This is a genomic window from Sorangium sp. So ce375, from assembly GCF_051473855.1.
In the GTDB taxonomy this organism is placed as follows: domain Bacteria; phylum Myxococcota_A; class Polyangia; order Polyangiales; family Polyangiaceae; genus Sorangium.
In genome coordinates this window covers 447,360-472,346 of the sequence record NZ_CP150335.1, presented here as the reverse complement: position 1 = coordinate 472,346, position 24,987 = coordinate 447,360, and the positions used below count along the sequence as shown (strand labels likewise).

The window sequence follows — 24,987 nt, the reverse complement described above, 5'->3', positions numbered from 1 at the left end:
CGGGCCCCAGCGCCGCCTGCTGCTCGTCATCGAGCCCTCCTGCGAGCTCGCGGGGCCTGCCCGCGCTCGCCGGCAACGGCGGCCTTGGCCCGGCGCGACCCGCGCGCAGGACCCGCCGGCTCACAGGCCTGCCGGCTCTCCCCCTCCCGCCCGCGGGTCGCCGGCGCGGGCTGGCCGGCGGTGGCCCCGGGTGAATCCTCCGCGACAGCGGTGGCGAGCTCGCGGCGGTACACGCCGCGGCAATGTCGCCGCTTCACGTCCCACATGACGTCGAGGGCGCGATCGAGCGTCATCTGCTCGCGGAAGCCTTCGTCGTCCCCGACCTCTACGGGGCTGGGCTCGGCGGTCTGCGGCGCGATGAGCGCGTCGAAGGTCTCTCGCTGCGCGCTCACGTACTCGTAGAGCTCCTCGAGGAGCTCACGGTTGCGCGCGGCCCCCGGCGCCCCGCTCGCCTCGAGCTCGCGGAACTCGTCGAGGGCCGTACGCAGGTCGTTGGCCTCGTTCGCGACCCACCGACGCACGATTCGCAGAGCGGACAGCGTCTGCGGCCTCCAGGGCACGGGCGGCCGCTGGGTCGGATCCGCGCCGGCGCGCCGCTTCGTCGGGCGGCTCACCGCGCCGCTCTCCGCGAGGGGGTCGGGATCGCGGGAGGCTTCTTGTCACGCCGATTCGGCTGCTCAGCGGTCGGAGCGAGGCGCTTGGCTTGCCCTACATCGCTCGCCGCACCTGGCATCCGCCTCTCTCGCAGCTGTTCGTTCGTCGCCCAGGAGCGCGCCGGCAGCCCGGTGAGCGCCTCGAGCGCAGCAGCGTGGTCGATGTGCGGCGTCGTTTCGCCGACCAACCAGCGCCAGAGCACCACCCGGTCGACCCCTAGCTCCTTCGCGAGCCATGTCCGCCGCTTGCCCTTCTTGGCAAGCCAGCGGTCCACGTACTCGCCGGCCTGGGTGAGAGGACGATCCATGTTGTCATGTTGTAACACCCGCCGAGAGGCGATGTCAAATCGTAACAGATGACGGGCGGCGGCGAGCCATGCACCTTGCCGCGGTGAGCGGTGTGCGCGACTGGACGACATCCTCACTCGGCGAGCGAGTGCTCCACGCGGCCAGCTTGCGTGGGTGGGGGATCAACCAGTTCGGCGAGAAGTCCGGCCTGACCGGTGGGCCAGTCTCTCGGCTGAGCCGGCGGACGGAGCGCTACGCGGGCGCTCCGGAGACGCTCCTACGGCTCGCCATCGCCGCTAGCGTCTCACCCCAATGGCTCGCCTTTGGTCTCGGCCAACCGGAAGAGCCATCCCTGCCGGGCTCGCCCGCAGACCGGTACCCGAACCGCGCGACGGCCGCTGCTATCGCGCGCCAAGGAGGCGTGGGAGAGGCGGCCGTGCAGAGCGTCGTCGAGGAGGCCTTCGCCCTGGAGGCAGACCCCCCGGTCCTGTGGTGGATCGACCGGATGCGGCTCCGCGAGGCGGAGATGAGGTCGCAGCGAGGGGCGACCGAGACGCCGTCATCCACCGTCATCAGGCGTAGGACTTAAGAAAAGGACGCTACGAGCGTTCAGGGATGCCTTGAACTAAGCGTTACAACTTGACAACGATACAGAATCGTAACACCATGCAGGCGTGGATGCTGACGACCGCCCCACGGATCCGGCCCCTCCGAGCTACCCGGCAGCTGCTGAAGAGCGCTGCAGCGCGTGCGCGGGGTCCGGCCGGTGCAGCAACTGCAGTGGCATGGGCCGCCGGCGGGGTGGAGGGCTCTGCGTCGCGTGCAACGGCGGCGATTGTGCCGTTTGCGACGGTGTTGGCTGGCGCGCAGCTCCTGCAGACGTCGAGGACGCCGCGCAGCCGCTGACGCTGGACCAGCGGATCGAGCGCGAGGAGCAGGAACGCCAGCGCCTCGTCGAGGAGCTGGAGCGGGTCGGGGCCGAGCTGCGTGCGTCGGAGCAGCTGTTGACGGACCTGCGCGCCGAGCGCGACGCGGTGCCGCCGCCGGCGGCGTGCGAGGGATGCCGCGGCTCAGGGGTGTGCCTGCGGTGCGGCTGGGATGCGTTCATCTTCGCTGGCCGCCGCGTTCCCGGCAGCGCCGAGGTAGTCGGCGCCGCCCCGGGCCAGGCGATCTGCGGCTGCGTCGCGGGGCGCTGCCGGGACTGCGGCGGCTCAGGGGCCAGCGCGACCGCGCCCTCGACGGGGGCGCCATGACCCTCCCGCCGGTCGTGGTCTTCCCGATGGACGTCGAGCGCGACGGGGGCGCGCGCCGCATCGCCGTGGTGCAGCTGCCGGACGGGGCGCTGCGGTACCTCGACTGCGACGCCTGCGCCCTGTGGAACGGCGAGCTCTCACCAGCGGAGCTCGCGCAGGCGCGCGAAGGGCTGGAGCGCGAGGAGCGCCGGCAGGGCCGGCGGGAGGAGACCGAACATGCTGGGTGAGGGTCGAGCAGGCGGCACGGGTGGAAGCGCCGTCGGGAAGCCGCCGGACGCCGGATGGCCCGACGAACGGGCGCGCGCGGTGGCAGACGCCGTAACGGACTTCCTGAACGCGAGGGGCATCGCGCGGAACGAGGACGCCGCCATGACCGCGGCGCTCGCGACGGTGAACGTCGCGATCGACATCGCCCTCCAGATCGGCGTCCCGCGGTGCCGGCTGCTTGGCATGGCGATCCAGCTGCTCGCGCTTCGCACCGGCGCGGAGCTCGTCACGGTGCCGCTCCCACGCGGAAGCGGATCGGGGAGCGGAAAGCCCTCGTAGGCGCGAGAGGAGGGGGTTGTGGAGGGGGTGCTGCTCGCTGTGCTCGCTGCGCTCGTCACCTACGACGTCGTGAGGTGGCTCGTGCGGCGGCGGCTGAGGGCGTCAGAGCGGCTGCGCGCTGAAGCGCGCGTGTTCCGGATGCGCGGGTGGCGCAGGGCCTACCGCGCGCGAGGTCGACAACGGAGGTCCATATGTTCGAGCTAGCCGTACTTGGGGTGTTGGCGTGCGTGCTCGTGGGCTGGTTGGGTGTGAGGCTCGTGCCGCGGTGGCGCGGGCTCCGCGAGGCCTTTCGCGAGGTGCCCTCAGGCCACTACGGGGTCTACTACGTCGAGGATCCGACGCCGCTGCGCTCGCGCGGCGTCGCGTGCAAGGAGATCGGCACCAACCTGTACGTGGTGGAGTTCCCCGTGTCGGGGCGGTTGATCTACAACGGCCCGGACAAGAGAGAGTTTTTGACCGCGTTCGACGGGGCGGCGTTCGTCGCGACGCCGGTAACGCGAGACCCCGACAAGCCGTGGCGGCTCGTGGGTCCGGTGCCGGCGCTCAGCAACCCGAACCGGGGGGGCTGGTCGTGGTGACCGAGGTGCTCGTGGACCAGGCGATCGTGCGCGTCTACGTGCAGGTCGAGGGCGAGGGCTACTCCGCCGGGATGACCGCGGACGGCGTGCTGCACCTCGAGCGCCGCGGCGAAGTGGTCGACACCGGGCGCTTCAACGGCCGGCACATCGTCGGGATCTCTGGCGAGGTGCCGCTGCCGGCGGCTGCGTACATGGCGCTGGAGCAGGGGCTCCAGGGGGCCGCGGCGCTCGTCCAGTGGTTGGTGGGTCCGACGGCGCGGCCGCCGTCGGCCGTGGCGCCGGAGCTCGCGCGATGAGCTGCGACGTCACGGTGGAGGCCTGCGCGAAACTGGGGCCTCGCGGGCTGCGCTGCCAGCTGCCCGCCGGGCACTCGGGGCGGCACCACGCCGACGTCGATGGCCCTGCGGAGCCCTGCGACGTGTGCGAGGCCACTGCGGGGGAGGATTGCGCCGACGCCGCGGCGTGCGCGCGGACGAGGGAGAGGGCCTGCGACGACGCGCTGTTGGCGCTCGCGCTCACGCTCGCGCTCTCGCTCTCGGTGGAGGTCCGGTGAGCGCCCCGGCCGCGACCCCGAGGATCCTGACGCCCGCCGAGGCGGCTGCGATCCTGCGCGTGTCGGCGAAGACGGTTTGTCGCCTCTGCGAGCGCGAGGCCATCCCGGGCGCGACGCGGGTCGGCCAGCGGTGGAGGATCCCGGAGTGGGGTATCGTGGCCCTCTTCGCCGGCCAGAGAGGAGGTGGAAGTGCCCGTCTATCCAAAGACCGGGCGCCGCGGGACGTGGCGCGTGGTGATCTCGATTCGGGGACGGCAGAAGGAGTGGATCGTCAAGGGGCCGAAGGCGGAGGCGGAGGCGTTCGAGGCGAGGCAGCGCGTCGCCATCGAGGCGGGCGAACCCGCGGAGGTCAGGGCCGCTCCAAAGTTCTGCGACTTCTGCTTGGTCCGCTACCGCCCTCACGCTGAGATGCACCTCCGACCCTCGACCTGGAAGGTGCGCGCCTACCAGCTCGCGACGCTCATCGAGCACTTCGGCGAGCTGCGGCTCACCGCGATGACGACCGAGAGCGTCGAGGCGTACAAGCGGCGGCGGCTCGCGGACGGTCGGGGCCCGCGCACGATCAACAACGAGCTCGCCGTGCTCCAGGCCGTCTGCACGTACGCGCGAGAGATCCCGGTGCCGATCTCCCGGTTCAACATCCAGCCGCTGCCCGTCCGTGGCCGGGGGCGCGTGACCTACTGGACCGAGGGGCAGATCAGCGCGCTCTACGAGGCCCTCGAGGAGCTGTCGCCCGAGCTGCTGCCGGTCGTGGTCTTCTTGGTGAACACCGGCTGCCGGAAGGGGGAAGCCCTCGCCCTGACGTGGGAGCAGGTCGACGTCGAGCGCGGCCACATCCGGATCTGGCCGAACGCGGAGTGGCAGCCGAAGGACAACGAGCCGCGGGAGGTGCCCATCGGCGACGCGCTGCTGCCGTGGCTGCGCCGCGAGCGGCGCTCATCGCGATGGGTGTTCCCGTGCAGCACCGGCGAGAGGTGGAGCTGCTGGCCGAAGCTCCAGTTCGACCGCGCGAGGAAAGCTGCCGGACACGACCGCGAGTGCCCCGTCTGGACCGACCACCAGCGAGCCTGCCTCTGCGGAGCGAAGGGCCTGCGGGGAGGGCCGCACACGGCGCGGCACACGTTCGCGGCGCACTTCCTCAAGGCGCTGCCCGACATGTACCTGCTGTCGCAGCTGCTAGGGCACAGCGAGACGAGGACCTCGAAGCTCTACGCGCACCTGCTCCCGGAGCACCTCGAGCGGGCGCGCGGCGCCGTCTCGCTCGTGCCGAGCGTGGGGGCTGCAGCCGCCGAGGCGCGGCGGAGGTGGAGCTGATGGAGAACGTGCCGAAGGGAGCCAGGATGCCGAGGCTCACGCTCGCGGTGGTCAACCAGAAGGGGGGCGTCGGCAAGACGACGCTCGCCGTGAACCTCGCGGCCGCGGCGCACCTGGAGGGGCGCCGGACGCTGCTGCTCGACCTCGACGCGCAGGGGTCCGCGCTCGACTGGAGCGCCACGCGTGAGGCGTCGAGCAGGCTCGACGGCCTGGCGTGCGCGAAGGCGGACCGGGCGCTCAACCTGCCCCGGTTTCGCGAGCTCACCGCGGGCTACGACGTCGCCGTGCTGGACGGTCCGCCGCGGCTCGGCGACGTCACGCGCTCCGCGGCGCTCGCCGCGGACGTCGTGCTCGTACCGCTGCGCCCTGGGGCCTTCGACTGGTGGGCCGCGGCCGATACGCTGGCGCTCCTCGACTCCGCCGACCTGGTGCGCGACGAGATGCAGCGCCCGCGGGCGCGGCGGCTCTTCGTGATGAACGCGGTGAACGAGCGCACGCGCGGCGGGCGCGCCGCCCTCGACGCGCTGCGATCGGTTGGCGAGCTCGCGCCGAGCATCGGCGCGCGCGTCGCGTTCAGCGACGCCGCGCTCGCGGGCGAGTCGGTGCTCACGACCGCGCCGGGCGGCCCGGCCGCGGCCGAGCTCCTGGCGGTGTGGCGCGCGCTCGCGGGGCGGAGGGAGGCGACCGATGGGTGAGCCGCTGAGGCCCACGAGGCCGAGCGACGCGCGCGCGGCCGCCGCCGCGACGGCGCGGCAGTTCCTCGGCGAGGGGGAAGAGGTGCCGCTGAAGATCATGGTGACGACGCAGACGCGGGCCGCGTTCAGGCGCGCGGCCGCCGAGCAGGGCGTGAGCATGCGCCGCATGATCCTCGGCTGGGCGCGGGAAGCCGGGGTCGCGGTCGACCCGGCCGACGAGGGCACCGATGCGAATGGGTAAGCCGCGCCAGCTCGGACGTGACGGCCTCGTAGCTCAACGGATAGAGCTCCGGAACAGCCGGGAGATCCAGGTTCGAATCCTGGTGGGGCCACCAGCAGCGACCCGGGCGGCTCGGGTCAGCCGCCATGTACCAAATGGTCCATTTGGTACATTTGTACCATTTGGACCATCGGCTACGCTTGACCTCATGGATCCGCGCCGCCCGCCGATGAGCCTGGCCTGCCCTCCCCACGCCACCGGCGGCGGCGCGGCCGCCTTCCCAGCGCAGCGAGCGTACCGCGAGCCGCGCGTCGACGAGCGTCTGGCTCCGCCCGAGTCGCGCGTCGAGTACCTGGGCGGCCAGAAGCTCATCGCGGCGCCCGCCGACGCGCCGCACGCGACCCGCCACTGTGACCTTGCTCACGTGGTCCGCGCCTACGTGGCGCCGGGCTATACGGCGGCGGTCGACATGCTCACGCGCACGTCGGCCGAGTCGGACTTCGCTCCCGACACGAGCATCTTTCCGACGGATCCTGACCCCGAGACCGGCGGGCGGCGCATCGAGGAGATCGCGTTCGAGGTCGCGAGCGAACAAGCCATGAGCGTGCCCACGACCAAGGCTCGCGAGCTCGTCCGGCGCGGCGTGCGCCGCGTCTTCTGCCTGGTCCTCAAGCAGTCGGGCATGTTCGAGTGGACGCGCGCGAAGAACGACTGGGTGCGGTTGCCGGACGACGCCACCATCGAGGACCGCTGCCTCGTGCGGCCGCTGCCCGTCCGCGCGCTGCTCGACGCCGCGAGCGCCGACGACGCCGTCGCCGAGGCGGTGCTGCTTAAGGCGCCAGCGCCGGTCAAGCAGGCGCTGACCGACGTGCAGCTGGCGCAAGCGCGCAGGGCGGTCCTCACGCTGCTCGAGGCGCGTGGTCTCGAGATCCCTGACGTCGTGCACGCGGAGATTCACCGCTGCAGCCAGCTCGCGCAGCTCGAGCGGTGGCTCCGGCGCGCCATCATCGCGACGAGTGCCGTCGAGGCGGTTGACCTCAGCGGGCCCATGAACGACACGGAAGCGAGCGGATGATGCCGACCCGACGTGCGCCCGCCGGCGTGGCCGGCGCCGACCGCAGGAGCTGAGGGCTTGGTCCATCCCGCCGAGAAGCGCCGCCGCGCGACGTACGCCGACCTCGAAGCGGTGCCGCCGCACAAGCTGGCGGAGCTCATCGGCGGCGAGCTGCACGTGACCTCTCGCGGCGCGCCGCGGCACGCCAATGCGAGGGGAGCTCTTCTCGTCGAGCTCGGCCCGTTGGATCGACCCGGGGGCTGGTGGATTCTGAACGGGCCCGAGCTGCACTTTCCCGACCCGATCTCGCCGGAAGACTCGGACGTGCTCGTGCCGGACCTCGTGGGCTGGCGCCGCGAGCGCATGCCCGAGCTCCCCGAGACGGCCTACGTCGAGCTGGCGCCGGACTGGGTCTGCGACGTCTTGACCGAGTCGACCGAGGAGCTGAAGCGCGAGCTGAAGATGCCCGTCTACGCGCGCGAAGGCGTACGGAACGCGTGGCTCGTCGACCCTCGCCAGCGGACGCTCGAGGCGTACTCGCTGCTCCCGAGCGGTGCCTGGGCTCTGGTTGGGACGCACCGGGAAGCGGCGCGCCTGCGCATCGAGCCGTTCGAGGCCGTCGAGCTCGACCTCGCTCCGCTCTGGGAGTAGCAGCTCACGCGGCGCTCTCGACGCCGCGCGCGTCGTCCTCCGCCAGGAGCTCGCCGGCGAACCTGACGCCGTCGGCGAAGGCCTCCGCGACCACGGGATCGGCGAGATCGAGGCCGGCAGAGCGAGCGGCCTCGAGCGCGCTCGGCGGCACCAAGCGGCCGAGCAGATCGGTAACGGAGCCGGGGACGGGTGGAGCCATGTGCGCAGGCTAGCAGGCCGGCCTCGGCGCGGCCGACGCGGCGCGCAACCAGGGCCGCGCGCCGACCGCCTGCTCGCCCCGAGGAGGGTCGAAGCGCGACCCGGCCTGGCCAGGATTTGGCCAGGCTCCGAAAGCCCGATTTGGCTCCTGGGGGCTCCTACGGCCGAAAATGTCCGCGAAATCTGGCCGTGTCCCGGTGGCCAGTATAATCGCACTCTAGAGGTCGCAGGTTCGATCCCTGTCAGGTCCACCCTCGAAGCAGTTCAATTCTCTTTCTTAGCAATTCTTCTTCCTCCTCCGCGCCGTCGCGGCGCGTGGACCGCACGAGAAGCGGTCCGCACGGTCCGTAGAGAGCGTGCGAGCTCATGTGGTCACACGGTGAGCTCACGCCAGGCGGCGCTCGCCGAGGTCGCTCCTCTCCGCGCGGAGGCAGCGCGCTGCGCTGAGGGCGCACGTGCAATGCAGCGCTGAGCGCGTGACGCGGGGCGCTGGGCGCTCCTTGGCGTCGCCCCACGTGCTCGCTGCGCTGAGCGCGCGCGCCGCTGCGGCTGGCGCTCAGCCGCAGCGCGGGTCAGGTCGATCCGGCGTGATCGCTCACTCGTCCGTCGGCTCGAAATCGGCCTTTGTCGCGCCGCATTCCGGGCACATCCAGGTGTCGGGCAGGTCTTCAAACGCGGTCCCCGGCGGGACGCCGGTATCGGGGTCACCGACCGCCGGGTCGTAGATGAATCCGCAGACCAGACACCGATATTTCTTCATCCGTGGTTCTCCTCAGGGGCTCGACGGGCCGCGCAAGACGCTACCACGAGGGCGGACACGGCCGCTTGTGAACCTGCCGGTCCGCCGCGCCCGCAACGCAGCGGCCAGGGCGGCGCCTCGGCGCGCCACCCGCCGTCACAACGGGCGCCAGCGCGCGCCTCACGGGGGCGCGGGGGCGCCGCGCACCGCGAGCTGCTTCTTCCGCAGCACGCGCGCGATCGGCCAGTAGGCGAGCCGGAGCAGCCATCGCGGGCAGACGACGCCGAGGTGGATGACGAGCCACGCCACCACCCCGGGCACCACGAGCGCGCGGCCGCGGTCCACCGCGCGGACCAGCGCGCGCGCGCAGCGCTCCGGGGGGATCGACAGGAGCGCGGGCGGCTCGAGGCCCGTGAAGTTGCCGGCCACCTCGTTGAACTCGGTCCGCACCGGCCCGGGGCAGACCTGCGTCACGCGCACGCCGGTGCCGGCGAGGTCGAGGCGGAGGGCTTCGGTAAAGCTCGTGACGAAATGCTTCGTGCCGACGTACGAGGCCATGCCGGGCCCGAACGTGAGGCCGAAGCCGGAGCTCACGTTCGCGATCGCGCCGCGCCCGCGCGACACCATCGGGCCGACGAGCTGGTGGGTGAGGTACGCGAGGCTCGTCACGTTGAGCGCGATCATCTGCTCGGTGCGCGACCATGCGGAGAGGTCGAACAGACCGATGTCGCCGAAGCCGGCGTTGTTGACGAGGACGTCGACCCCCCCGACCTCGGCCGCGACGGCGTGAAGCATCGCGTCGACCGCCGCCCGATCGGTGACGTCGCAACCGAAGACGAGCACGGCGAGCGCCGGGCGCGCCGCGGCGAGCTCCGCGCGCAGCGCCTCCAGGCGGTCCTTGCGCCGCGCGACAAGGACGAGCGCCCGGGCGCGCTGCGCGACCTCGCGCGCCAGCGCGCGGCCGATGCCCGACGACGCGCCGGTGATGAGCACGACCCCGCTGTCGATCGGCGATTGCACGGCCGAAAGCGTTGCCCCGCGGCCCCCGGGAGCGCAAGGGGCCCCTCGCCGGCCAGCCCCTCGTTCGGCGCGCTTCCGCGCGTGCACACTCCCGCGTTCGCACGCTTCCGCGCTCGCACGCTTCCACGCCCGCACGCTTCCGCGGTTCCACGCTTCCGCCGTCCCCCAGCCCGCCCGCCGCGCCCCGAACGCCGTGCGAGCGCGCGGCGCAGCACCTTGGAGAGGCGGGCGAAGAGGAGAAGCGCACCTCGGAGGAGATAGGCGTTCAGGAGGCACCTCGACGTCCATCGCGCTACCTTCGAGACCGCGAGTCGCAACCGGCCGGTAACACGCATCACCCGGGAGGCGCCCTCGCGCCCGTCGCCCGCAGCGCACCTCCGCCGGCGGGTACGGCGGCGGCGCGGCCGATGCGCGCGTTGACGTCCACGGCGGCTCTCTCATACCGTGGACGCATCCTCACGAGCCAGGAGACCTCATGCGTTGGCCCACATCTCTCATCAGTGTGCTCTTCATCGCCGCCGGGCTGGGCGCCTGCGAGCGTTCCGCGGAGTACGAGCACAAGGCCCCCCCGGCCTCGAACACGGCGAAGCCCGCCGCGACCGCCGCAGCGACGGGGGAAGTGAAGCCGCTCGTCTTCGATCAGAAGGACGTCAAGGCTTTCAAGGTGCTGCCCGCCAAATTCGAGAGCGACAAGAACCCGATCACCGATGACAAGGTGACCCTGGGAAGGATGCTGTGGTACGAGACGCGCCTCTCGAAGAACCAAGAGATCTCCTGCAACTCGTGTCATGGCCTCTCGACCTACGGCGTGGACAACAAGCAGTTCTCCTCCGGGCACAAGGGCCAGCTCGGCGGCCGTAACTCGCCCTCCGCGTACAACGCGGGTTTCCACGTCGCCCAGTTCTGGGACGGCCGCGCGGCCACGCTCGAGGACCAGGCCAAAGGGCCTATCCTGAACCCCGTCGAGATGGCCATGCCGGACGAGAAGCGGGTCATCACGACGCTCAAGTCGATCCCCGAGTACGTGAAGCTCTTCAAGGCGGCCTTCCCCGACGACAAGGAGCCGATCACCTACGACAACATGGCCAAGGCGATCGGCGCGTTCGAGCGCGGCCTGGTCACGCCGTCTCGCTTCGACAAGTACCTGGCCGGCGACGACAAGGCGCTCACCGCCGAGGAGAAGGCCGGGTTCCACAAGTTCATCTCGCTCGGGTGCCCGACCTGCCACACGGGCGTCGCCGTCGGCGGCTCGTCGTACCAGAAGCTCGGCCTCGTGAAGGAGTACCCCGGCCTCAAGGACAACGGGCGCTTCGATGCCACGAAGGACGACAAGGACAAGTTCTTCTTCCGCGTCCCGAGCCTCAGGAACGTCGAGAAGACCTTCCCGTACTTCCACGACGGCTCGCTCGCGTCGCTCGACGAGACCGTGACCAAGATGGCGTGGCACCAGCTCGGCGTGGAGGCCAAGCCCGAGGAGGTGAAGGCGATCGTCGCCTTCCTCAAGTCGCTCACCGGCGATCTCCCGACGGACTACATCAAGCAGCCCGAGCTGCCGCCGAGCGGGCCGACCACGCCCAAGGCCGACCCCACGTGAGCTGATCATCCGATTGCGCCGGCAGGGCGGATCGGCTCTGCTCCGCCCTCCCGGATGAGCACGAGCGCAGGCGACGACGGACATTCCGGGCCCGCTCCAGACGACGGAGCGGGCGCCTCCGCCGAGGAGACGCGCGAGGCCAGCGAGGGGCCCACCGCGCGGGCGCTCGTCTTCGTGCGCGAGCGCTTCGACGGCGCGTGCCTCGCCTTCCCCGTCGCGGCGCCGGACGTCGCGAGCTTCGGCCGCGACGAGGACGTCCTCGTCGAGCAGCAGCTCTTCCTGCGCGAGCACGCCGCGCGCGCCCGGCCCGAGGCGATCTCCCGGCTCTCGTTCCCTCAGGGGACAGGGCTCCTCTCCGTGGACGTCCCTGTCCCGCGCGACGATCTGCCGCGCAAGCTGCGGCGCGAGGTGCCGGTGAGCTTTCCCTGCGTCGTCGTGCCCGCCGTCGTCGAACAGACCGCGCGCGGGCAGGACGAGGCGGCGGCGGCGGAGCGCGGCGAGAGCGACGCGTGGGTGCTCGTGCCGAGCCTCGGCCACGCGTTCTACGTGGAGGCGGGCGAGCCGATCGAGCCGGCGATCCGGCACGAGGTGCGCCGGCTGCTCGCGTCGCAGGTCCTGTCGACGTGGGAGCACCTCGGGCTCCTGCCCGGGAGCGCGCACCGCCTGGAGGTGCTCCACGCGCCGCTGCCCGATTCCGAGCGCTATTCCGATCGCGCGGGCGGGCACGGGCCGCGCGGCGCCTCGGCCGCGGAGCGCGCGCGGCGGAAGAAGGCCGTGGAGACGCTCGTCGCGGTCGCGACGCCGCTCCACGTGGCGGCGCAGCGGACCCCGCTCGCTACGCCGCCGCTCGCCTGCCGCGACGCGGAGCTCGCGCGCCTCGCCGCGCTGCTCGACGGCGACGAGCGCCTCGGCGTGCTGCTCGTCGGCCCGGAGCACGCCGGGAAGACGGCGCTCGTCCTGGCGTACGTCGCCCGCCAGACGCGGCTCGTCTACGCGACGTCGGGCGCGCAGCTCATCGCGGGCATGAGCGGGCTCGGGCAGTGGCAGGAGCGCATCCACAACGTGATGGAGGCCGCCGCAGCGCTCGACGCGGTGCTCTATTTCGAGAACCTCGACGACCTCCTGGCCGAGCGCGTCGACGGGGGGCACGTGGACCTGGCCGGCGCGATGCGGCCCTACCTCGACGAGGGGCGAGTGCGCGTGCTGTGCGAGCTCCGGGACGACCGGCTCGACGCGCTCGAGGGGCGGCACTGGGCCTTCTTCGCGGGCCTGAGCCGCGTGCGGATCGATCCGCTCTCGGCCGCAGACACCCGGAAGACGCTCGCCGTGCGCGCCGAGCGCGACGGCCGCGTCGAGCCGCACCGCCCCGGGGTCGCGGGCGACGCGCTGACGGCGCTCGTCGATCTCGCGGAGCGCTACCTGCCCTACAGCGCGTTCCCGGGCAAGGCGGTCCGCCTCTACGAGGACCTGCGCACCGTGCACGAGCGGGAGCGGACCGCGCAGGGGGAGCCGGTCACGCTCGGGCGGAGCGATCTCTACGAGCTGTTCTCGATGCGCACCGGGATGCCGGCGTTCCTGCTGCGCGACGATCTGCCGTTGCGGGTCGATCGCGTGGCGCGCGACCTCGGCGCGAGCGTCGTCGGGCAGGAGCGCGCGGTGCGCGCGCTCGCCGAGACGATCGCCGTGGTGAAGGCGGGGCTCTCGCCGCCGGACAAGCCGCTCGCGGCGTTCCTCTTCGTGGGGCCGACGGGCGTCGGCAAGACCGAGCTGGCCCGCGCGCTCGCCGGGCTGCTCTTCGGCTCACCCGATCGGCTCTCGCGGTTCGACATGAGCGAGTTCTCGAGCGAGGACGCGGCCGATCGCCTGATCCGCGGGACCGACGGCGCGGGCGGGCTGCTCACGCGGCGCGTGCGCGAGCAGCCGTTCTGCGTGCTCCTGCTCGATGAGATCGAGAAGGCCCACCGGGCCGTCTTCGATCTCTTGCTCCAGGTGCTCGGCGAGGGGCGCCTGTCCGACGCGCGCGGCAGGACGGCGTACTTCCACAACGCGATCGTGATCATGACGTCGAACCTCGGCGCGGCGGAGCGGCGCGCGCGGGCGGGGTTCGCCGGAGAGCAGGGCGCGGCGGCCCCGGGGGAGCAGGCCGCGCTGGACGAGGCGCACTACCAGCGCGTGGTCGCGGGCGCGTTCCGGCAGGAGTTCGTGAACCGCATCGATCGCGTGGTGCCGTTCCGGGCGCTGACCCGCGCGGAGCTCGCCGAGGTCGCGCGCCTCACGACGCAGCGCCTCGCCCAGCGCCGCGGGCTGTCCGAGGCGGGCGTCGCGCTCGAGGTGTCGGAGCGGGCGCTCGCGCGGCTCGCCGAGGACGGCCACGCGCCGGCGTACGGGGCGCGGGCGCTGCGGCGCCACGTCGAGGAGCACCTCGCGGCGCCGCTCGCGCGGCTCCTCGCGAAGCTCGGGGGCGACGCGCGGGACCTCACGGTGTGGGTGACCGAGGCGGGCGAGCCGGAAGCGGCGGCGCCTGCGGACGGCGCGGTGATCGCCCACGCCGAGACGCCCGCGCTCTGCCTCGTGGCGCGTCGGCGGCGCGCGGCGAAGGCCGCGCAGCAGGCGTTCGGCGTCGAGCAGGTCGGTGATCTGCGGCGCGAGGTGGACCAGTGGATGGGCCTCGGGCCGATCGAGCAGCTCAAGGAGCAGATCGACTTCCTGCTGACGCAGCTGAGCCTCACGAGCGGGCCGTCGCGCGACCGCCGGAAGGAGATCGACACCGCGGCGCTGCAGGCCGAGCACCACCGGCTGAGCGAGCTCTGGGGGCGGCTCGAGCGCGCGCAGGAGGAGATGCACGGCGTCGAGGAGCTCGCGCTGATGGCGCTGCTCGAGGGCGAGGAGGTGCGCGGGCTCGCGAGCGAGGCGCGCGCGGCGTGGGAGGGCATGCGGAAGGTGCTGCCGCGCGCGCTGGTCGCGACCGAGTCGCGGCGCGACGCGATCACGCTGATCCTGGAGGAGCTCGACGAGGGGGCGTTCGCGCGGTGGCTCGTGCCGCTCCTCAAGGCGCTCCCGCGGCGCGGGTGGGGCGCGACGCTGCACATCGACGGCGACCGGGCCGGGCCCGGCGACGGCGCGTGGCCGGCGAGCCGGCGGTGGGGCCCGCCGCGCTCTCTGGACGACGTGCTCGAGGCGCTCGACAAGCCGAAGCGCGGGTTCAGGAGCGTGCTGCTCCGCTGCACCGGCGCGGACGCCGGGGCGCTTCTGTCGCTGGAGCGGGGGCTCCACCGGATGGTCGTGCGCAAGCGGGACGCGGGGGACGCGCCCGGCGATGACCGGCTGCACGTGTTCGTTCACTTCGTCGCGCACGCGGCCGACATCGCGGAGGACCAGTGGGAGCACAGGTCGCTGGCGCCGCCGCCCGCCGGATCGGCCGCGGCGCGGAGGCGCGGGGCGGCGGCGCGCGAGCTCGACGAGGTCGAGGCAGCGGTGCTGATCGCGGGGCGAAGGGCGCGGATTGTGATGGATCCGGCGTGGTACTGGCAGCGGCTCGACGAGGTCGCGCTGACGCACCTGCTCCTGTTCGAGGAGGACGGGAGCGGGCTGGATCGGAGCGAGTACTTCAACGCCGAGCCAGCGACGGATTAGCGCGGACACAGCACGGACCGATGTTCCTGGTGTACCCTCGGCCTTGACAGTCCCGGCCGGGCACCACGACGGCCACGACGCCGAGGATGATATCCAGAAGAGCGCCGAAGCCGCGAAGGCTCGGCAGGCACAGAGCGCCCGGAAAGCTGAAAAGGCTTCCTCCGCGAAAAGTTCGCATTACGAAGAAAGCTTCATGAGGCGGACAGCTCCCTCGGCGGCTTCGCCCAACGTCGGCGGGCCACGGCGGCGCGCCCATGTAGGCGAGCTGGCGTAGCAGCTCTCCCGGCAGCCTCGCTCGCCGCCCCTGCCAGAGCCGAACCTCTCCCGGCGGCCTCTTCCGAGGCCCCTGCCAGTGCTGAAACTCTCCCGGCAGCCTCTCCCAAGGCCCCTGCCAGAGCTGAACCGCTCCCGGCGGCCTCTTCCGAGGCCCCTACCAGTGCTGAAACTCTCCCGGCAGCCTCGCTCGAGGCTCCGGCCAGAGCTGAACCTCTCCCGGGAGCCTCTTCCGAGGCTCCCGGCTGACCTGAAACTCTCCCAGCAACCTCTTCCGAGGCTCCTGCCAGGGCTGAAGCTCTCCCCAGCGGCCTCGCCCGCCATCGCCGGAGTGCCGCGGGCAAGCCGCGACGACGTCGACCAGGCAGCTCCGCACATACAGCAGCGCGGCTCCGCAGCGGCGCGCGACAGGCGGCGGCCACCGCGCGCGCTCTCTCTTGGAGCTCTTGGAGCCCGCCTGGCCCAGTACACTCGCCGCCGTGCACTTCACCATCCCGCTCTTCGAACGGCGGACCACGAACGTCGCGTGCGTGACGCTCGGCCTCGGCCCGAGCACGCGATCGCGGGAGGGGCGGCACGCCGAGCGCGTCCGGCGCCTGCTCACCGACGAGCTCAAGCCGGTCTTCGAGAAGGCGCGCGCGGCCGAGCTCGCGCGCTTCGAGTTCCCCCGCGGCATCCGGCTCGAGAAGGTGCGCCTCGAGCTCACGCTCTCCGGGGCCGGCTTCGCCGAGCGCCGCAAGGTGAGCGGGCTCTGCCCCGTCGTGATCGAGCCTCGCTGGGCCTCGGAGCACGAGCGCATCGTCTTCGCCTACCACCCCACCCGCCAGGGCGAGGCCGCGCCGATCCGCGAGGAGCTCCCGCTCGACGAGCAGCTCCGCGCGCTGTTCCAGGTCGCGTGGGCCGGGCTCGACGACGACGAGATCGCAGAGCTCTGGAGCCACGGCAAGGAGCGCATCACGACGCTGTCGTTCTCGTGCACCCCGCGCTCGGTCCTCGCCGATCTGCCGGAGCGGCCGGGCGACGAGGACACCGGCGCCGATCCGGCGTTCCGCTGGAAGAAGCGCCGGGGCCTCAAGGTCCTGCCGAGCCTCGGCGTGAGCCTCACGCAGCGCGCGGCCCAGGGCGACCTCGACGCGGGCGTGCCGCGATCGCCGCAGCGCGAGCAGCTCGCGCTGCTGCTCGGCGCGGGCAGGGCGCAGCCGGTCATCGTCGTCGGCCCGCCGGGGTGCGGCAAGACGACCCTGATCCACCGCGCGGTGCTCGATCTCCTCGCGGCCGACGGGTACGGCGCGCACAAGAACCTCGACCGCGTCCGCGACGTCGTCGCCGTGAGCGGCCGCAGGCTCATCGCCGGGATGAGCCACCTCGGCGACTGGGAGAAGCGGTGCGTCGAGCTCGTCGAGGACGCGCGCAGCCGCGGCGCGATCCTCGTGGTCGACGATCTCCAGCACTTCGGCCGGATCGGCAGGTCGCGCGAGAGCGATCGCTCGCTCGCCGACTTCTTCCGCGGCCCGCTCTCCCGCCGCGAGATCGTGATGGTCGGCGAGTGCTCCCCCGAGGCGTTCCGCCTCCTCGAGCAGGAGTCCCCGTCGTTCGCTTCGCTGTTCACGCCGCTCTTCCTGCCGGAGGCGACGCCCTCCGAGACGTTCCGCCTCATGGTGAGGGAGGTCCGCGCGCTCGAGCAGCGCCACGCCGCCCGCGTGAGCCCGTACGTGCTGCGGACGATCCTCGACCTCGGCGGCTCGCTCCTCTCGGCCCAGGCGCTGCCGGGCAAGGCCATCGACCTCCTGCGCGAGGTCGTCCGCGCGGGCGTGAAGCCCTCGCCCTCCGCGGAGCCGTCGCGCGGCCACGCGCCGCGCGAGCCGGGCGGGCCGCGGCCGATCGGCTCGCAGGACGTGCTGCGGCTGCTGTCGCAGAAGACCGGCGTGCCGAGGCTCCTGCTCGGCGGCGACGAGCCGCTCGACGCCGGCGCGCTGGAGCAGGAGCTCGGCCGGCGGGTCATCGGCCAGCCGGACGCCGTGCGCGCCGCGGCGGACCTCGTCGCGCGCATCAAGGCGGGCCTCGTGGATCCGCGGCGCCCCTACGGCGTCTACCTCTTCACCGGGCCGACGGGGACCGGCAAGACAGAGCTCGCCAAGTGCATGGCGGAGCTCATCTACGGCAGCGCGTCGCGCCTGCTCCGCTTCGACATGAGCGAGCTGAGCGGTCCGGACGCGCCCGCGCGGCTCCTCGGCGATCGCTACGCGCCCGACGGGATCCTGACGCAGCGGGTGCGAGAGCAGCCGTTCTCGCTGGTGCTGCTCGACGAGATCGAGAAGGCGCACCCGTCGGTGCACGGCCTCCTGCTCCAGCTCTTCGAGGACGGGCGGCTCACGGACGCGGCGGCGAGGCCCGCGCACTTCAACCACGCCGTGGTGGTGATGACGTCCAACCTGGGCGCGCGAGCGCGGGCGCTCGTCGGCTTCGGCGGCGCGGGGCTGCCCGAGGCGCGGGCGCTCGCGATGGCGGAGGAGTCCGCCCAGGAGGTGGCGCGGGCCGTGCGCGACTTCTTCCCGCCGGAGCTGTTCAACCGGATCGATCGCGTCGTGCCGTTCCGGCCGCTGACGCCCGAGGTGGCGGTGCGGGTAGCCGAGAAGGAGCTCGATCGACTGCTCTTTCGGCGCGGGCTCGCGGAGCGGAGCGTCTTCGTGCGCCGGGGCGCCGGCGTGGCCGAGCGGATCGCGCATGAGGCGTTCGTGGCCGAGGACGGCGCCCGCTCGGTGAAGCGGTTCATCGAGGACGAGATCGGGTCGCTGCTGAGCGACGCGCTCACCCGCGGCGCGCCGGCCGCGATGCAGGTGATCCGCATCTCCGCGTCGCCCTCGCCGCCCCCGTTCGCGCTGCACCGCGAGGCGCTCGCGGAGGCCGAGCCCGCCGCCGCGGCGTGGGCGCTCGCGCCGCTCATCGCGAGGCCGCTCGACGCGCTCACGGCGGAGCTCTCGCCGCTGCTCGAGTTCGTCGACGCGCTCGAGCAGAGCGACGGCCTAGCGCGCCTCTCCGAGCGGATCCGCTACCACCTCGCGGAGCACGGCCGGACCGCCGCGGAGGGGCCCGAGGCGCAGGAGCACGCGGAGGCGGTCTACAACCTCGACGCGATGCGCGGCGCGATCCAGGCGTTCCGCGAGCGGATCGAGCTCGTCCGGCGGCGGAGCGGGGACGACGACGAGCAGCAGCACCTCGACCTGGAGGTGCGGCGGTTCGGCTATGTGACGGTGGAGGACGAGTGGAGCCGCTCCCGGGTGCGCCTGTTCCACCGGCGCCAGCTGCCGGACCCGCTGCGCCGGCCGGCGAAGCAGGAGGTCCTGGAGTGCATCGCGGAGGGCCACGCGCTCCGGCGCGCGCTCCGCAAGGTGGACGAGCCGGGCCAGCACGCGGTCCTGATCGAGCTGCTCCGCGCGGCGCGCTTCGACGACGGGCCCGCCGGCGCGCGGGACGAGCCCGAGGAGGGGCTCTTCGAGGCGCTGGCGCGCGCGTACGGCGAGGCGGGGGGCGAGGTCGAGGGGTGGGCGTGCGCGCCCCTCGGCCGCGCGTCCGACGCCGACGGGCGCGTGGTCGAGAAGGGCTCCGGCGCGGCGGCGCTCGACGCGATGCTCTCCGCCCCCGGGCGCGGGGCGGAGCTCCTCGTCGTGAGCGTCGTGGGCCTGTGCGTGCTGGACTTCTTCGAGCTCGAGACGGGCGTGCACGTCTGGACGTCGCTCGCGCGCGGCCCCGAGGTGGTGCGGGTGCGCGTCCTGCCGGCCCGGCCGGGCCTCTCGCCGGCGGGCGCGGTCCAGGAGCACCTCGATCGGCAGTCGGCGTTCGACGAGGCGGCGCGGCACGGGCGCGCGCTCCCGCCGAACCCGGCGGAGCTCCTCCCGGTGGTGCGGCGTGTCCGGTTCGACCCGCCGCGCCGCGCGGGCGCGACGGCGCCGATCGAGATCGAGGACTACGTGATGGGGTATGCCGACTCGGCGCAGGTGCGGAGCCTGGCGCAGGCGCTCGCGCCGCTGTGGCTGCTCCGGATGAGCCGGGAGGACGTCGCGTAGCCGGCGCGGCCCGGGTCAGCGCGGCACGCCGCTGGCCCGGCACACGGCCGGGGGCGCCCCGGTCGCCTCCGCGGGCCAGCGCGCGCCCCCGGCCGCCCTGGAAGGCGCAAGCGAGGGCCGAATGCCTCTCAGGGCAGCCGGAGCAGCGGGCGACCGTAGGCCATGAAGGGCCAGGGGATGGCGGCCAGGACGATGAGCAGCGTGAAGAGGACGCCGAGCGCCGTGCGCCGGTGCTGCGCGGTGGGGTCTTGCGCCCGCTTCGCCCGGGCCCAGGCGATGTGGGCGACCGCCACCGCCACGATCATGGTGAAGACGTGCTCGACGGCGAAGAAGCGCAGCGCCGCGATCGGCATGGCGGCTTTCAGCGCGGCCAGCGACGTGGGCCTGAGCGGGCTGAGCGCGGTGTAGAGCAGGAGGCCGAGCAGGAACTGGAGGTCGAGCGAGCCGACGAACGCGGTGCCGACCTTGCGATCCGTCGCGGTCCACGGCCCTCGCTGGGTCCAGCCCCGGACCGACCGCGCGAGCGCCACGAGCCCGAGCAGCAGGACGACCCAGCGCAGCCACGAGTGCGCGGTGAGGACGAACGAATAGATCATGGACCTTGCTTTCCGGCCGCGGTGCCGGCCTCGATGATGTACTGCGCCACGTCGGCGAGATCCGACTCCCGGACGCCGCGGAAGCTGGGCATCGGGGGGAGATCGGTGCGCTTGCGCCCCGGGTTCACGGCCCAGCGGACGATCGCGTCGGGATCGGTCCTGTAGAGGCCTGCGATCTCGCTGAGCGGAGGGCCGACCAGCTTCGCGGCCGGGGCATGGCACGCCGCGCAGTGGGTGGAGAACATGGCCTTGCCCTTCGCGGCCCGCGGCGAGAGCGCGACCGCCTCCTCGGCGGCGTCGGGCCTCGTGCACGCGGGCGCGAGCAGGAGCAGGGCGGCGAGGAACGGCGACCACTTCATGCGGGCGGCCGGAACATAGCGCGCGACGGCGCCGCGTGGGGTCGACGTCGTGCCGGAAGGATCACCAGGGCGCCGCGCGCCCGGCCAGCCCACGGCGGGCCACGGCGCGGGGCGCCGAGGAGGCGCGCCTCGCGTCACGGCGGTCGCTGCGCCTTGAACAGGTCCAGGATCCCCTGCCCGAGCGCGCCTGGATCCGGCAGCGCGACGCCGGTCGGCTCGGTGCCCTCGAGGAACACCTCCTCGACCGCGCCCTCCTGGCCGGGTCCGAGGCCATGCATCAGCGCGCCGGAATCACCACCCCACCGCGGCGGTGAGCCGAGCCACGCAACAATAGGGTATCACAAGCTCGGGCGCCGACGCGGAGACCTCATGGCCGCCCGCGCAACCACCCTGGAGCGCAAAGTTTTTGGTCCGCGCATCCGCCCGTGGCAGGGTGCGGCGAGGCTTGGAGAAGGGCCGAGAGGCGGCGCTGTGCCCTCTCCGGCCCGATCGACGATGCCGTGCCCATGACGAAGCTCAAGATTGGTTCAAGTGGGGAGAGAGGTCTCGGCGTCTTCGCGCGCGCCCTCGTCGCGAAGGGCGAGACGCTCGAACGTGTGCCGGTGATCGTGCTCCCGGATCCGCAGTGGGAGCTGCTCGAGCAGACGGCGCTCCACGCGTATTACTTCCTCTGGGGAGAGGACGCGGTGGCGATCCCGACCGGGCTCGGGATGCTGTACAACCACTCCCCCGAGCCGAACGCAAAGATCATCCGCCACCTCGAATCGAGGGAGATGGAGCTCGTCGCCGTGCGCGACATCCATCCAGGCGAAGAGGTGACGTTCCGCTACGAGTCCGTCTGGTTCCCTCTGAAGTGATCTCTTCCGAGGAGCTCTGAGCGCAGCGCATCTTCGTGCGCTATTGGCTCCTCCGCGTCGCTCGGCTCGCCGTGGCACGCTTTGTACGCCTCAATCGCCAGCCTGGCGGCCGAGCTCGCTTCCCACGAATCTGCACCCCGCCAAACCCGCTAAAGCGAAGCGCTCACCCCGAGGATGCACCTGGGTGAGGACCGCGGTCGTTCAGCTCGCCAGGGCATCTTCCCCCGACAGCTCCACCTGAGCTGGCTCGGCGGCGCCGCAGGTGCATGGCGCTCGGTCCGAGTTCATCTCAAGGGGTCAGCTGTCGGACCCAGGATTGCGGTGCACGAAGCACCGTCGCCGGCCGCTGCGACAACTCCCCGACGTCGTTCCAGGCGCAGCACGGCGCGACGCTGCGCACCATTGCATTCCACCGGCAGAGTCGAGCTGTGACGTCTGTGCGGAGGTGAGGACGGGATTCGAACCCGCGTATAACGGTTTTGCAAACCGTTGCCTAACCACTTGGCTACCTCACCGACTCTTCGAAGCGGCGGGAGGTCATGCCTCATCCCTGCCCTGCTGTCAACGCCTTTGATACTCCCGCCTGCATTCACGCGGCCGAGCCATCTCGTCCCGCCGTCATCGTCCTCCGGGGCGCTCCGCCGCGCTCGTTCCGTCGTTGCTCGTCCGTCGTTGCTCGTCCGTCGTTGGTCGTTCCGTCGTTCCGTCGTTCCGGTTCCCTCCCGTCCCGATCCTGGAGCCGGCGGAGGGGGTAGGGGGGAGCGCACCGCGCGCGCTGGGGACGGGCCACTGTCCGAGCGATTCTGCCGCTGCGTTCACCTCACCCCGCGAGGTGAACGCAGCGGCCCACGCGAGTTCGGCGGGGCCCCAGCGCGCGCGGTGCGCTCCCCCTACCCCTCCGCCGGCCCCTGCCCTTGGAGGAGGCCCCGCCGCCTCCCGCCCGCGGCCCTCCCCAGGAGAGCCCGCCGCGTGCCCCGCCGCTGACGCTTACTGTTAGCGCCCGCCGCGCCGAGTCCTCCGGGCGCGCGGCACCCTCTCCCGTCCCCCCAGGGCTCGCCCGAGGTAGCTGGCCATGTAGACCGCCCGCCGCGTCGCCTGGATCAACCCGCGAGGCACGATCCCCTTCCCCGTCTGGAACGGGTTGAAGCGGAGCGCGCGCTGCTCGATGTCCACCGGCTCGAACAGCTGCACATCGGCCACTGGCATCCACCGCGCGCGCGCCCCCCCTCGCTTCACCTCGAGGCGCAGCAACGCGAGCCCCGCCGCAGCTGCGCGCTCCAGCTTCTCCAGGCGGTTGCCTTTCACCGCCGACGCTCGCAGCGGCACCAGGCGGAACTCCGCGCGACCGAAGTCGGCCACGTCGAACCACGCCAGCGCGTAGTAATCGTTGTCCAGGAAATCGTGCCTCTTCGTCGTGAACAACGCGAACGGGAGCAGCAACAATTGGCGCGCGCTCACGAAAATGAGGTCCTGATCCCCGGCGCTCGCGACGGGCGTCACCTCCTCGCTGGCCCGGAAGCGCAGCGCGACCCCCAGCACGTCCGGACGGCGCTCGCCCTTGCCGTTCCGCCATCGCCACATCCCGCCCGAGAGCCGCACGAGCGCCGGCCCCGCCAGCCGCTGCGCCAGCGCGCCGACCTCGCCCTCCTCCGAGAGCGCATTCACCGCCGCGCAGTAGACCACGCCGTCGGGATGGAACAGCCTCGCTCTCCGGATGAAGCTGCCCCCAAAGGCGATAGGAGACAGCGCCCCCCCGATCACACGCCCAACCGCTTCGAAGAACCGCATGGTGACCCCTCCCTCGAACCTGGAGCGCCGGGGGCCCATCGCAAGGTGGGCGCGGCCCGACAGCGCCCCTCCCTCGCCGCGCTCACCCGCGACGAAGCGTCGAGATCTGCTGTTCTCCGCGCGCCATCCGTTCTCTCGCGCACGGGCGATTCCAGGGAAGCGCGGCGCCCCCGCTCATGCCGCTCGCGCCGAGTCCTCCAGCGGCCCTCGCCCCCCGCGCACGCTCTGAACGGCGCGAGCGCCGGGCAGCGCGCCCGGCGAGCGCGTCACCCCGCGCTGGCTTTTGCCGTCGGGTCGAGCTCCGGCGCGGCCTCTCGCTGCGCCCGGTGCTCGATAAGGCGCTTCACCACGAGCGTCAGGAGCGCGAGCAGGACGAGCAGCGAGGCGACGGCGAACGCCGCCGAGAAGTGGAACTCGTTATAGAGCACCTCCACGTGCAGCGGCATGGTGTTCGTCTGCCCCCGGATATGCCCTGAGACGACCGACACCGCGCCGAACTCGCCCATCGCCCGCGCGTTGCAGAGCACCACGCCGTAGAGCAGGCCCCACTTCGCGTTGGGGAGGGTGATGCGGAAGAACATGCTCCACCCGCTCGCGCCGAGCGACAGCGCCGCGTGCTCCTCGTCGGCCCCCTGGCTCTCCAGGAACGGGATGAGCTCGCGCGCGACGAACGGGAACGTCACGAACGTCGTCGCGAGGATGATCCCAGGACGATCGAAGATCACGCGGAGGTCGTGCTCGATGAGCCAGGGGCCGATCACCCCCTGCGCCCCGAAGAGCAGGACGAAGATCATGCCGGAGATCACCGGCGATACCGCGAACGGCAGATCGATGAGCGTGACGAGCAGGCTCTTGCCCGTGAACTCGAAGCGCGCGATCGCCCACGCCGCCGCCACGCCGAAGACGAGGTTGAGCGGCACGGCGACGAGCGCGGTCGTCAGCGTCAGCTCGATGGCGGCCACGGCGTCCGGCGCGGTGATCGCCCTCCAGTACCCCGCGAGGCCGTCCTTGAGCGCCTCGATGAACACCACCACGACCGGCAGGAAGAGGAAGAACCCGAGGAACGCGAGCGCCGCCGCCGTCAGCGCCCAGCGCACCAGCGGCGGCTCGGACGTCGCGCCGCGCACCGCCCCGCGCGACCTGACCCGCAGCTTGCCCGCCGCGCCCGCCATTACGACGCGGCCCCTGGCGCTCTGGCCCCCGAGGGGCGCTCGGCCGCCGGCCGCGGCGCCTCGACAGGGCTCCGCGACGACACGCGCGCTCCGCTCCAGGACTGGAGTCGATTGATGAGAAAGAGGAGCACGAAGGAGCAGAGCAGCATCACGAGCGCGAGCGCCGTCGCCCCCGCATAGTCGTACTGCTCGAGCTTGGTCATGATGACGAGCGGCGCGATCTCCGTCTTGAACGGCATGTTCCCGGAGATGAACACGACCGACCCGTATTCGCCGAACGCCCTCGCGAACGACATCGCGAATCCGGTGAGGATTGCCGGCCAGAGCGCCGGCAGGAGGATGCGACGGAAGATCTCGAAGCGGCCCGCGCCGAGCGACGCCGCCGCTTCTTCCTGGTCCACCTCGAGCTCCTCCATCACCGGCTGGACGGTCCGCACGACGAACGGGAGCCCCACGAACGTGAGCGCAATCACGACGCCCAGGCGGCTGAACGCGCTCTGGATCCCGAGCGGGTACAGGAACCGACCGACCCACCCCTGCTGCGCATAGATGGCCGTGAGCGCGATGCCCCCGACCGCCGTCGGGAGCGCAAAGGGCAGATCGACGAGCGCGTCGACGATCGATTTGCCCGGAAAGGTGTAGCGCACGAGCACCCACGCCACGAGCACACCGAAGATCGCGTTGATGCTCGCCGCGATGAGCGATGCGCCAAAGCTCATCTTCAGGGAGGCGACGGCCCGCGGCGAGGTCACCACGGCCCAGATCTCGGCGGGCTGGAGCGTCGCCGTCTTGAGGAAGATCATCGACAGCGGGACAAGCACGAGCACCGACAGGTACGTTACCGTAATCCCCATCGCGAGCCCGAAACCGGGCAAAACGCTCTGTCGCC

26 protein-coding genes, 2 tRNA genes and 1 pseudogene are annotated in these 24,987 nt (G+C 72.4%); 17 read left to right on the top strand and 12 right to left on the bottom strand.

Annotation, left to right across the window (positions count from 1 at the left end):
- Nucleotides 1–26: 26 nt before the first annotated feature.
- Both WME90_RS01830 and WME90_RS01825 read right to left on the bottom strand, forming a co-directional pair.
- On the bottom strand, nt 27–614 hold the full coding sequence (locus tag WME90_RS01830) for a hypothetical protein (RefSeq protein ID WP_437279317.1): 588 nt from the start codon (nt 612–614) through the stop codon (nt 27–29).
- Nucleotides 611–961, bottom strand: coding sequence for a helix-turn-helix domain-containing protein (locus tag WME90_RS01825; protein WP_437279316.1), 351 nt, complete (start codon nt 959–961; stop codon nt 611–613). The genes WME90_RS01830 and WME90_RS01825 overlap by 4 nt, the downstream gene beginning before the upstream one ends.
- A 654-nt stretch (nt 962–1,615) precedes the next feature.
- Here WME90_RS01825 and WME90_RS01820 point away from each other — a divergent pair.
- The 13 genes and pseudogenes from WME90_RS01820 to WME90_RS01760 all read left to right on the top strand — a co-directional run bounded on the left by WME90_RS01820 (nt 1,616) and on the right by WME90_RS01760 (nt 7,805).
- Nucleotides 1,616–2,194, top strand: coding sequence for a hypothetical protein (locus WME90_RS01820; protein WP_437279315.1), 579 nt, complete (start codon nt 1,616–1,618; stop codon nt 2,192–2,194).
- Nucleotides 2,191–2,421, top strand: a complete 231-nt coding sequence (locus WME90_RS01815; protein WP_437279314.1) for a hypothetical protein — start codon at nt 2,191–2,193, stop codon at nt 2,419–2,421. Before WME90_RS01820 ends, WME90_RS01815 begins: the two co-directional genes overlap by 4 nt.
- Before the next feature lie 79 nt (nt 2,422–2,500).
- Nucleotides 2,501–2,740 carry a hypothetical protein gene (locus WME90_RS01810; RefSeq protein WP_437279313.1) on the top strand — a complete coding sequence of 80 codons (240 nt, stop codon included), beginning with the start codon at nt 2,501–2,503 and terminating at the stop codon, nt 2,738–2,740.
- Nucleotides 2,741–2,931: 191 nt separating this feature from the next.
- Nucleotides 2,932–3,318: a hypothetical protein gene (locus WME90_RS01805; protein ID WP_437279312.1), complete on the top strand. Its 387-nt coding sequence runs from the start codon at nt 2,932–2,934 to the stop codon at nt 3,316–3,318.
- Complete coding sequence (locus WME90_RS01800) at nt 3,315–3,614, top strand: hypothetical protein (protein WP_437279311.1); 300 nt, start codon at nt 3,315–3,317, stop codon at nt 3,612–3,614. Before WME90_RS01805 ends, WME90_RS01800 begins: the two co-directional genes overlap by 4 nt.
- Entirely contained in the window at nt 3,611–3,871 is a 261-nt protein-coding gene (locus tag WME90_RS01795; protein WP_437283773.1) for a hypothetical protein, read from the top strand. The genes WME90_RS01800 and WME90_RS01795 overlap by 4 nt, the downstream gene beginning before the upstream one ends.
- Nucleotides 3,781–4,035, top strand: a pseudogene (locus WME90_RS01790) (helix-turn-helix domain-containing protein); the annotation flags it as partial. The gene WME90_RS01795 and the pseudogene WME90_RS01790, both read left to right, overlap by 91 nt.
- Nucleotides 4,036–4,060: 25 nt before the next feature.
- On the top strand, nt 4,061–5,185 hold the full coding sequence (locus tag WME90_RS01785; protein ID WP_437279310.1) for a tyrosine-type recombinase/integrase: 1,125 nt from the start codon (nt 4,061–4,063) through the stop codon (nt 5,183–5,185).
- Nucleotides 5,185–5,880 carry an AAA family ATPase gene (locus WME90_RS01780; protein WP_437279309.1) on the top strand — a complete coding sequence of 232 codons (696 nt, stop codon included), beginning with the start codon at nt 5,185–5,187 and terminating at the stop codon, nt 5,878–5,880. The genes WME90_RS01785 and WME90_RS01780 overlap by 1 nt, the downstream gene beginning before the upstream one ends.
- Nucleotides 5,873–6,121: a hypothetical protein gene (locus tag WME90_RS01775; RefSeq protein ID WP_437279308.1), complete on the top strand. Its 249-nt coding sequence runs from the start codon at nt 5,873–5,875 to the stop codon at nt 6,119–6,121. Before WME90_RS01780 ends, WME90_RS01775 begins: the two co-directional genes overlap by 8 nt.
- 22 nt (nt 6,122–6,143) lie before the next feature.
- A tRNA-Cys gene (locus WME90_RS01770) sits at nt 6,144–6,215 on the top strand.
- Nucleotides 6,216–6,308: 93 nt separating this feature from the next.
- Nucleotides 6,309–7,175 carry a Uma2 family endonuclease gene (locus WME90_RS01765; RefSeq protein WP_437279307.1) on the top strand — a complete coding sequence of 289 codons (867 nt, stop codon included), beginning with the start codon at nt 6,309–6,311 and terminating at the stop codon, nt 7,173–7,175.
- Between the two features lie 57 nt (nt 7,176–7,232).
- Nucleotides 7,233–7,805 (top strand): Uma2 family endonuclease, encoded by a 573-nt coding sequence (locus tag WME90_RS01760; RefSeq protein WP_437279306.1) that lies wholly within the window; start codon nt 7,233–7,235, stop codon nt 7,803–7,805.
- A 4-nt stretch (nt 7,806–7,809) separates the two neighbouring features.
- Here the strand turns inward: WME90_RS01760 and WME90_RS01755 are convergent, their stop codons facing one another.
- The 3 genes from WME90_RS01755 to WME90_RS01745 all read right to left on the bottom strand — a co-directional run bounded on the left by WME90_RS01755 (nt 7,810) and on the right by WME90_RS01745 (nt 9,762).
- A complete protein-coding gene (locus WME90_RS01755; protein WP_437279305.1) occupies nt 7,810–8,004 on the bottom strand; it encodes a hypothetical protein in 195 nt (64 codons plus the stop codon).
- Between the two features lie 594 nt (nt 8,005–8,598).
- Nucleotides 8,599–8,763: a rubredoxin gene (gene rd, locus WME90_RS01750; protein ID WP_437279304.1), complete on the bottom strand. Its 165-nt coding sequence runs from the start codon at nt 8,761–8,763 to the stop codon at nt 8,599–8,601.
- Nucleotides 8,764–8,922: 159 nt separating this feature from the next.
- Entirely contained in the window at nt 8,923–9,762 is an 840-nt protein-coding gene (locus WME90_RS01745; protein ID WP_437279303.1) for an SDR family NAD(P)-dependent oxidoreductase, read from the bottom strand.
- Between the two features lie 475 nt (nt 9,763–10,237).
- Here WME90_RS01745 and WME90_RS01740 point away from each other — a divergent pair, with 475 nt between their 5' ends.
- The 3 genes from WME90_RS01740 (at nt 10,238) to WME90_RS01730 (ending at nt 19,326) form a co-directional block, all read left to right on the top strand.
- On the top strand, nt 10,238–11,356 hold the full coding sequence (locus tag WME90_RS01740) for a cytochrome-c peroxidase (RefSeq protein ID WP_437279302.1): 1,119 nt from the start codon (nt 10,238–10,240) through the stop codon (nt 11,354–11,356).
- Nucleotides 11,357–11,410: 54 nt separating this feature from the next.
- Nucleotides 11,411–14,989, top strand: a complete 3,579-nt coding sequence (locus WME90_RS01735; RefSeq protein WP_437279301.1) for an AAA family ATPase — start codon at nt 11,411–11,413, stop codon at nt 14,987–14,989.
- A gap of 752 nt (nt 14,990–15,741) precedes the next feature.
- Nucleotides 15,742–19,326: an AAA family ATPase gene (locus tag WME90_RS01730; protein WP_437279300.1), complete on the top strand. Its 3,585-nt coding sequence runs from the start codon at nt 15,742–15,744 to the stop codon at nt 19,324–19,326.
- Between the two features lie 128 nt (nt 19,327–19,454).
- Here WME90_RS01730 and WME90_RS01725 read toward each other — a convergent pair whose 3' ends face one another.
- From WME90_RS01725 to WME90_RS01715, 3 genes are all read right to left on the bottom strand, one after another.
- The gene (locus WME90_RS01725) at nt 19,455–19,922 is read right to left on the bottom strand and encodes a hypothetical protein (protein ID WP_437279299.1); all 468 of its coding nucleotides are present in this window, start codon (nt 19,920–19,922) and stop codon (nt 19,455–19,457) included.
- Nucleotides 19,919–20,281, bottom strand: coding sequence for a c-type cytochrome (locus WME90_RS01720; RefSeq protein WP_437279298.1), 363 nt, complete (start codon nt 20,279–20,281; stop codon nt 19,919–19,921). Before WME90_RS01720 ends, WME90_RS01725 begins: the two co-directional genes overlap by 4 nt.
- Before the next feature lie 134 nt (nt 20,282–20,415).
- Entirely contained in the window at nt 20,416–20,559 is a 144-nt protein-coding gene (locus tag WME90_RS01715; RefSeq protein WP_437279297.1) for a hypothetical protein, read from the bottom strand.
- A gap of 228 nt (nt 20,560–20,787) precedes the next feature.
- Here WME90_RS01715 and WME90_RS01710 point away from each other — a divergent pair, with 228 nt between their 5' ends.
- Nucleotides 20,788–21,138 carry an SET domain-containing protein gene (locus WME90_RS01710; RefSeq protein WP_437279296.1) on the top strand — a complete coding sequence of 117 codons (351 nt, stop codon included), beginning with the start codon at nt 20,788–20,790 and terminating at the stop codon, nt 21,136–21,138.
- A 443-nt stretch (nt 21,139–21,581) separates the two neighbouring features.
- Here WME90_RS01710 and WME90_RS01705 read toward each other — a convergent pair.
- The 4 genes from WME90_RS01705 to cysT form a co-directional block, all read right to left on the bottom strand.
- Nucleotides 21,582–21,653, bottom strand: a tRNA-Cys gene (locus WME90_RS01705).
- Nucleotides 21,654–22,131: 478 nt separating this feature from the next.
- On the bottom strand, nt 22,132–22,926 hold the full coding sequence (locus WME90_RS01700) for a hypothetical protein (protein ID WP_437279295.1): 795 nt from the start codon (nt 22,924–22,926) through the stop codon (nt 22,132–22,134).
- A 266-nt stretch (nt 22,927–23,192) separates the two neighbouring features.
- Nucleotides 23,193–24,098, bottom strand: coding sequence for a sulfate ABC transporter permease subunit CysW (cysW, locus tag WME90_RS01695; RefSeq protein ID WP_437279294.1), 906 nt, complete (start codon nt 24,096–24,098; stop codon nt 23,193–23,195).
- The gene (gene cysT / locus WME90_RS01690) at nt 24,098–24,952 is read right to left on the bottom strand and encodes a sulfate ABC transporter permease subunit CysT (protein WP_437279293.1); all 855 of its coding nucleotides are present in this window, start codon (nt 24,950–24,952) and stop codon (nt 24,098–24,100) included. Before cysT ends, cysW begins: the two co-directional genes overlap by 1 nt.
- Nucleotides 24,953–24,987: the final 35 nt, after the last annotated feature.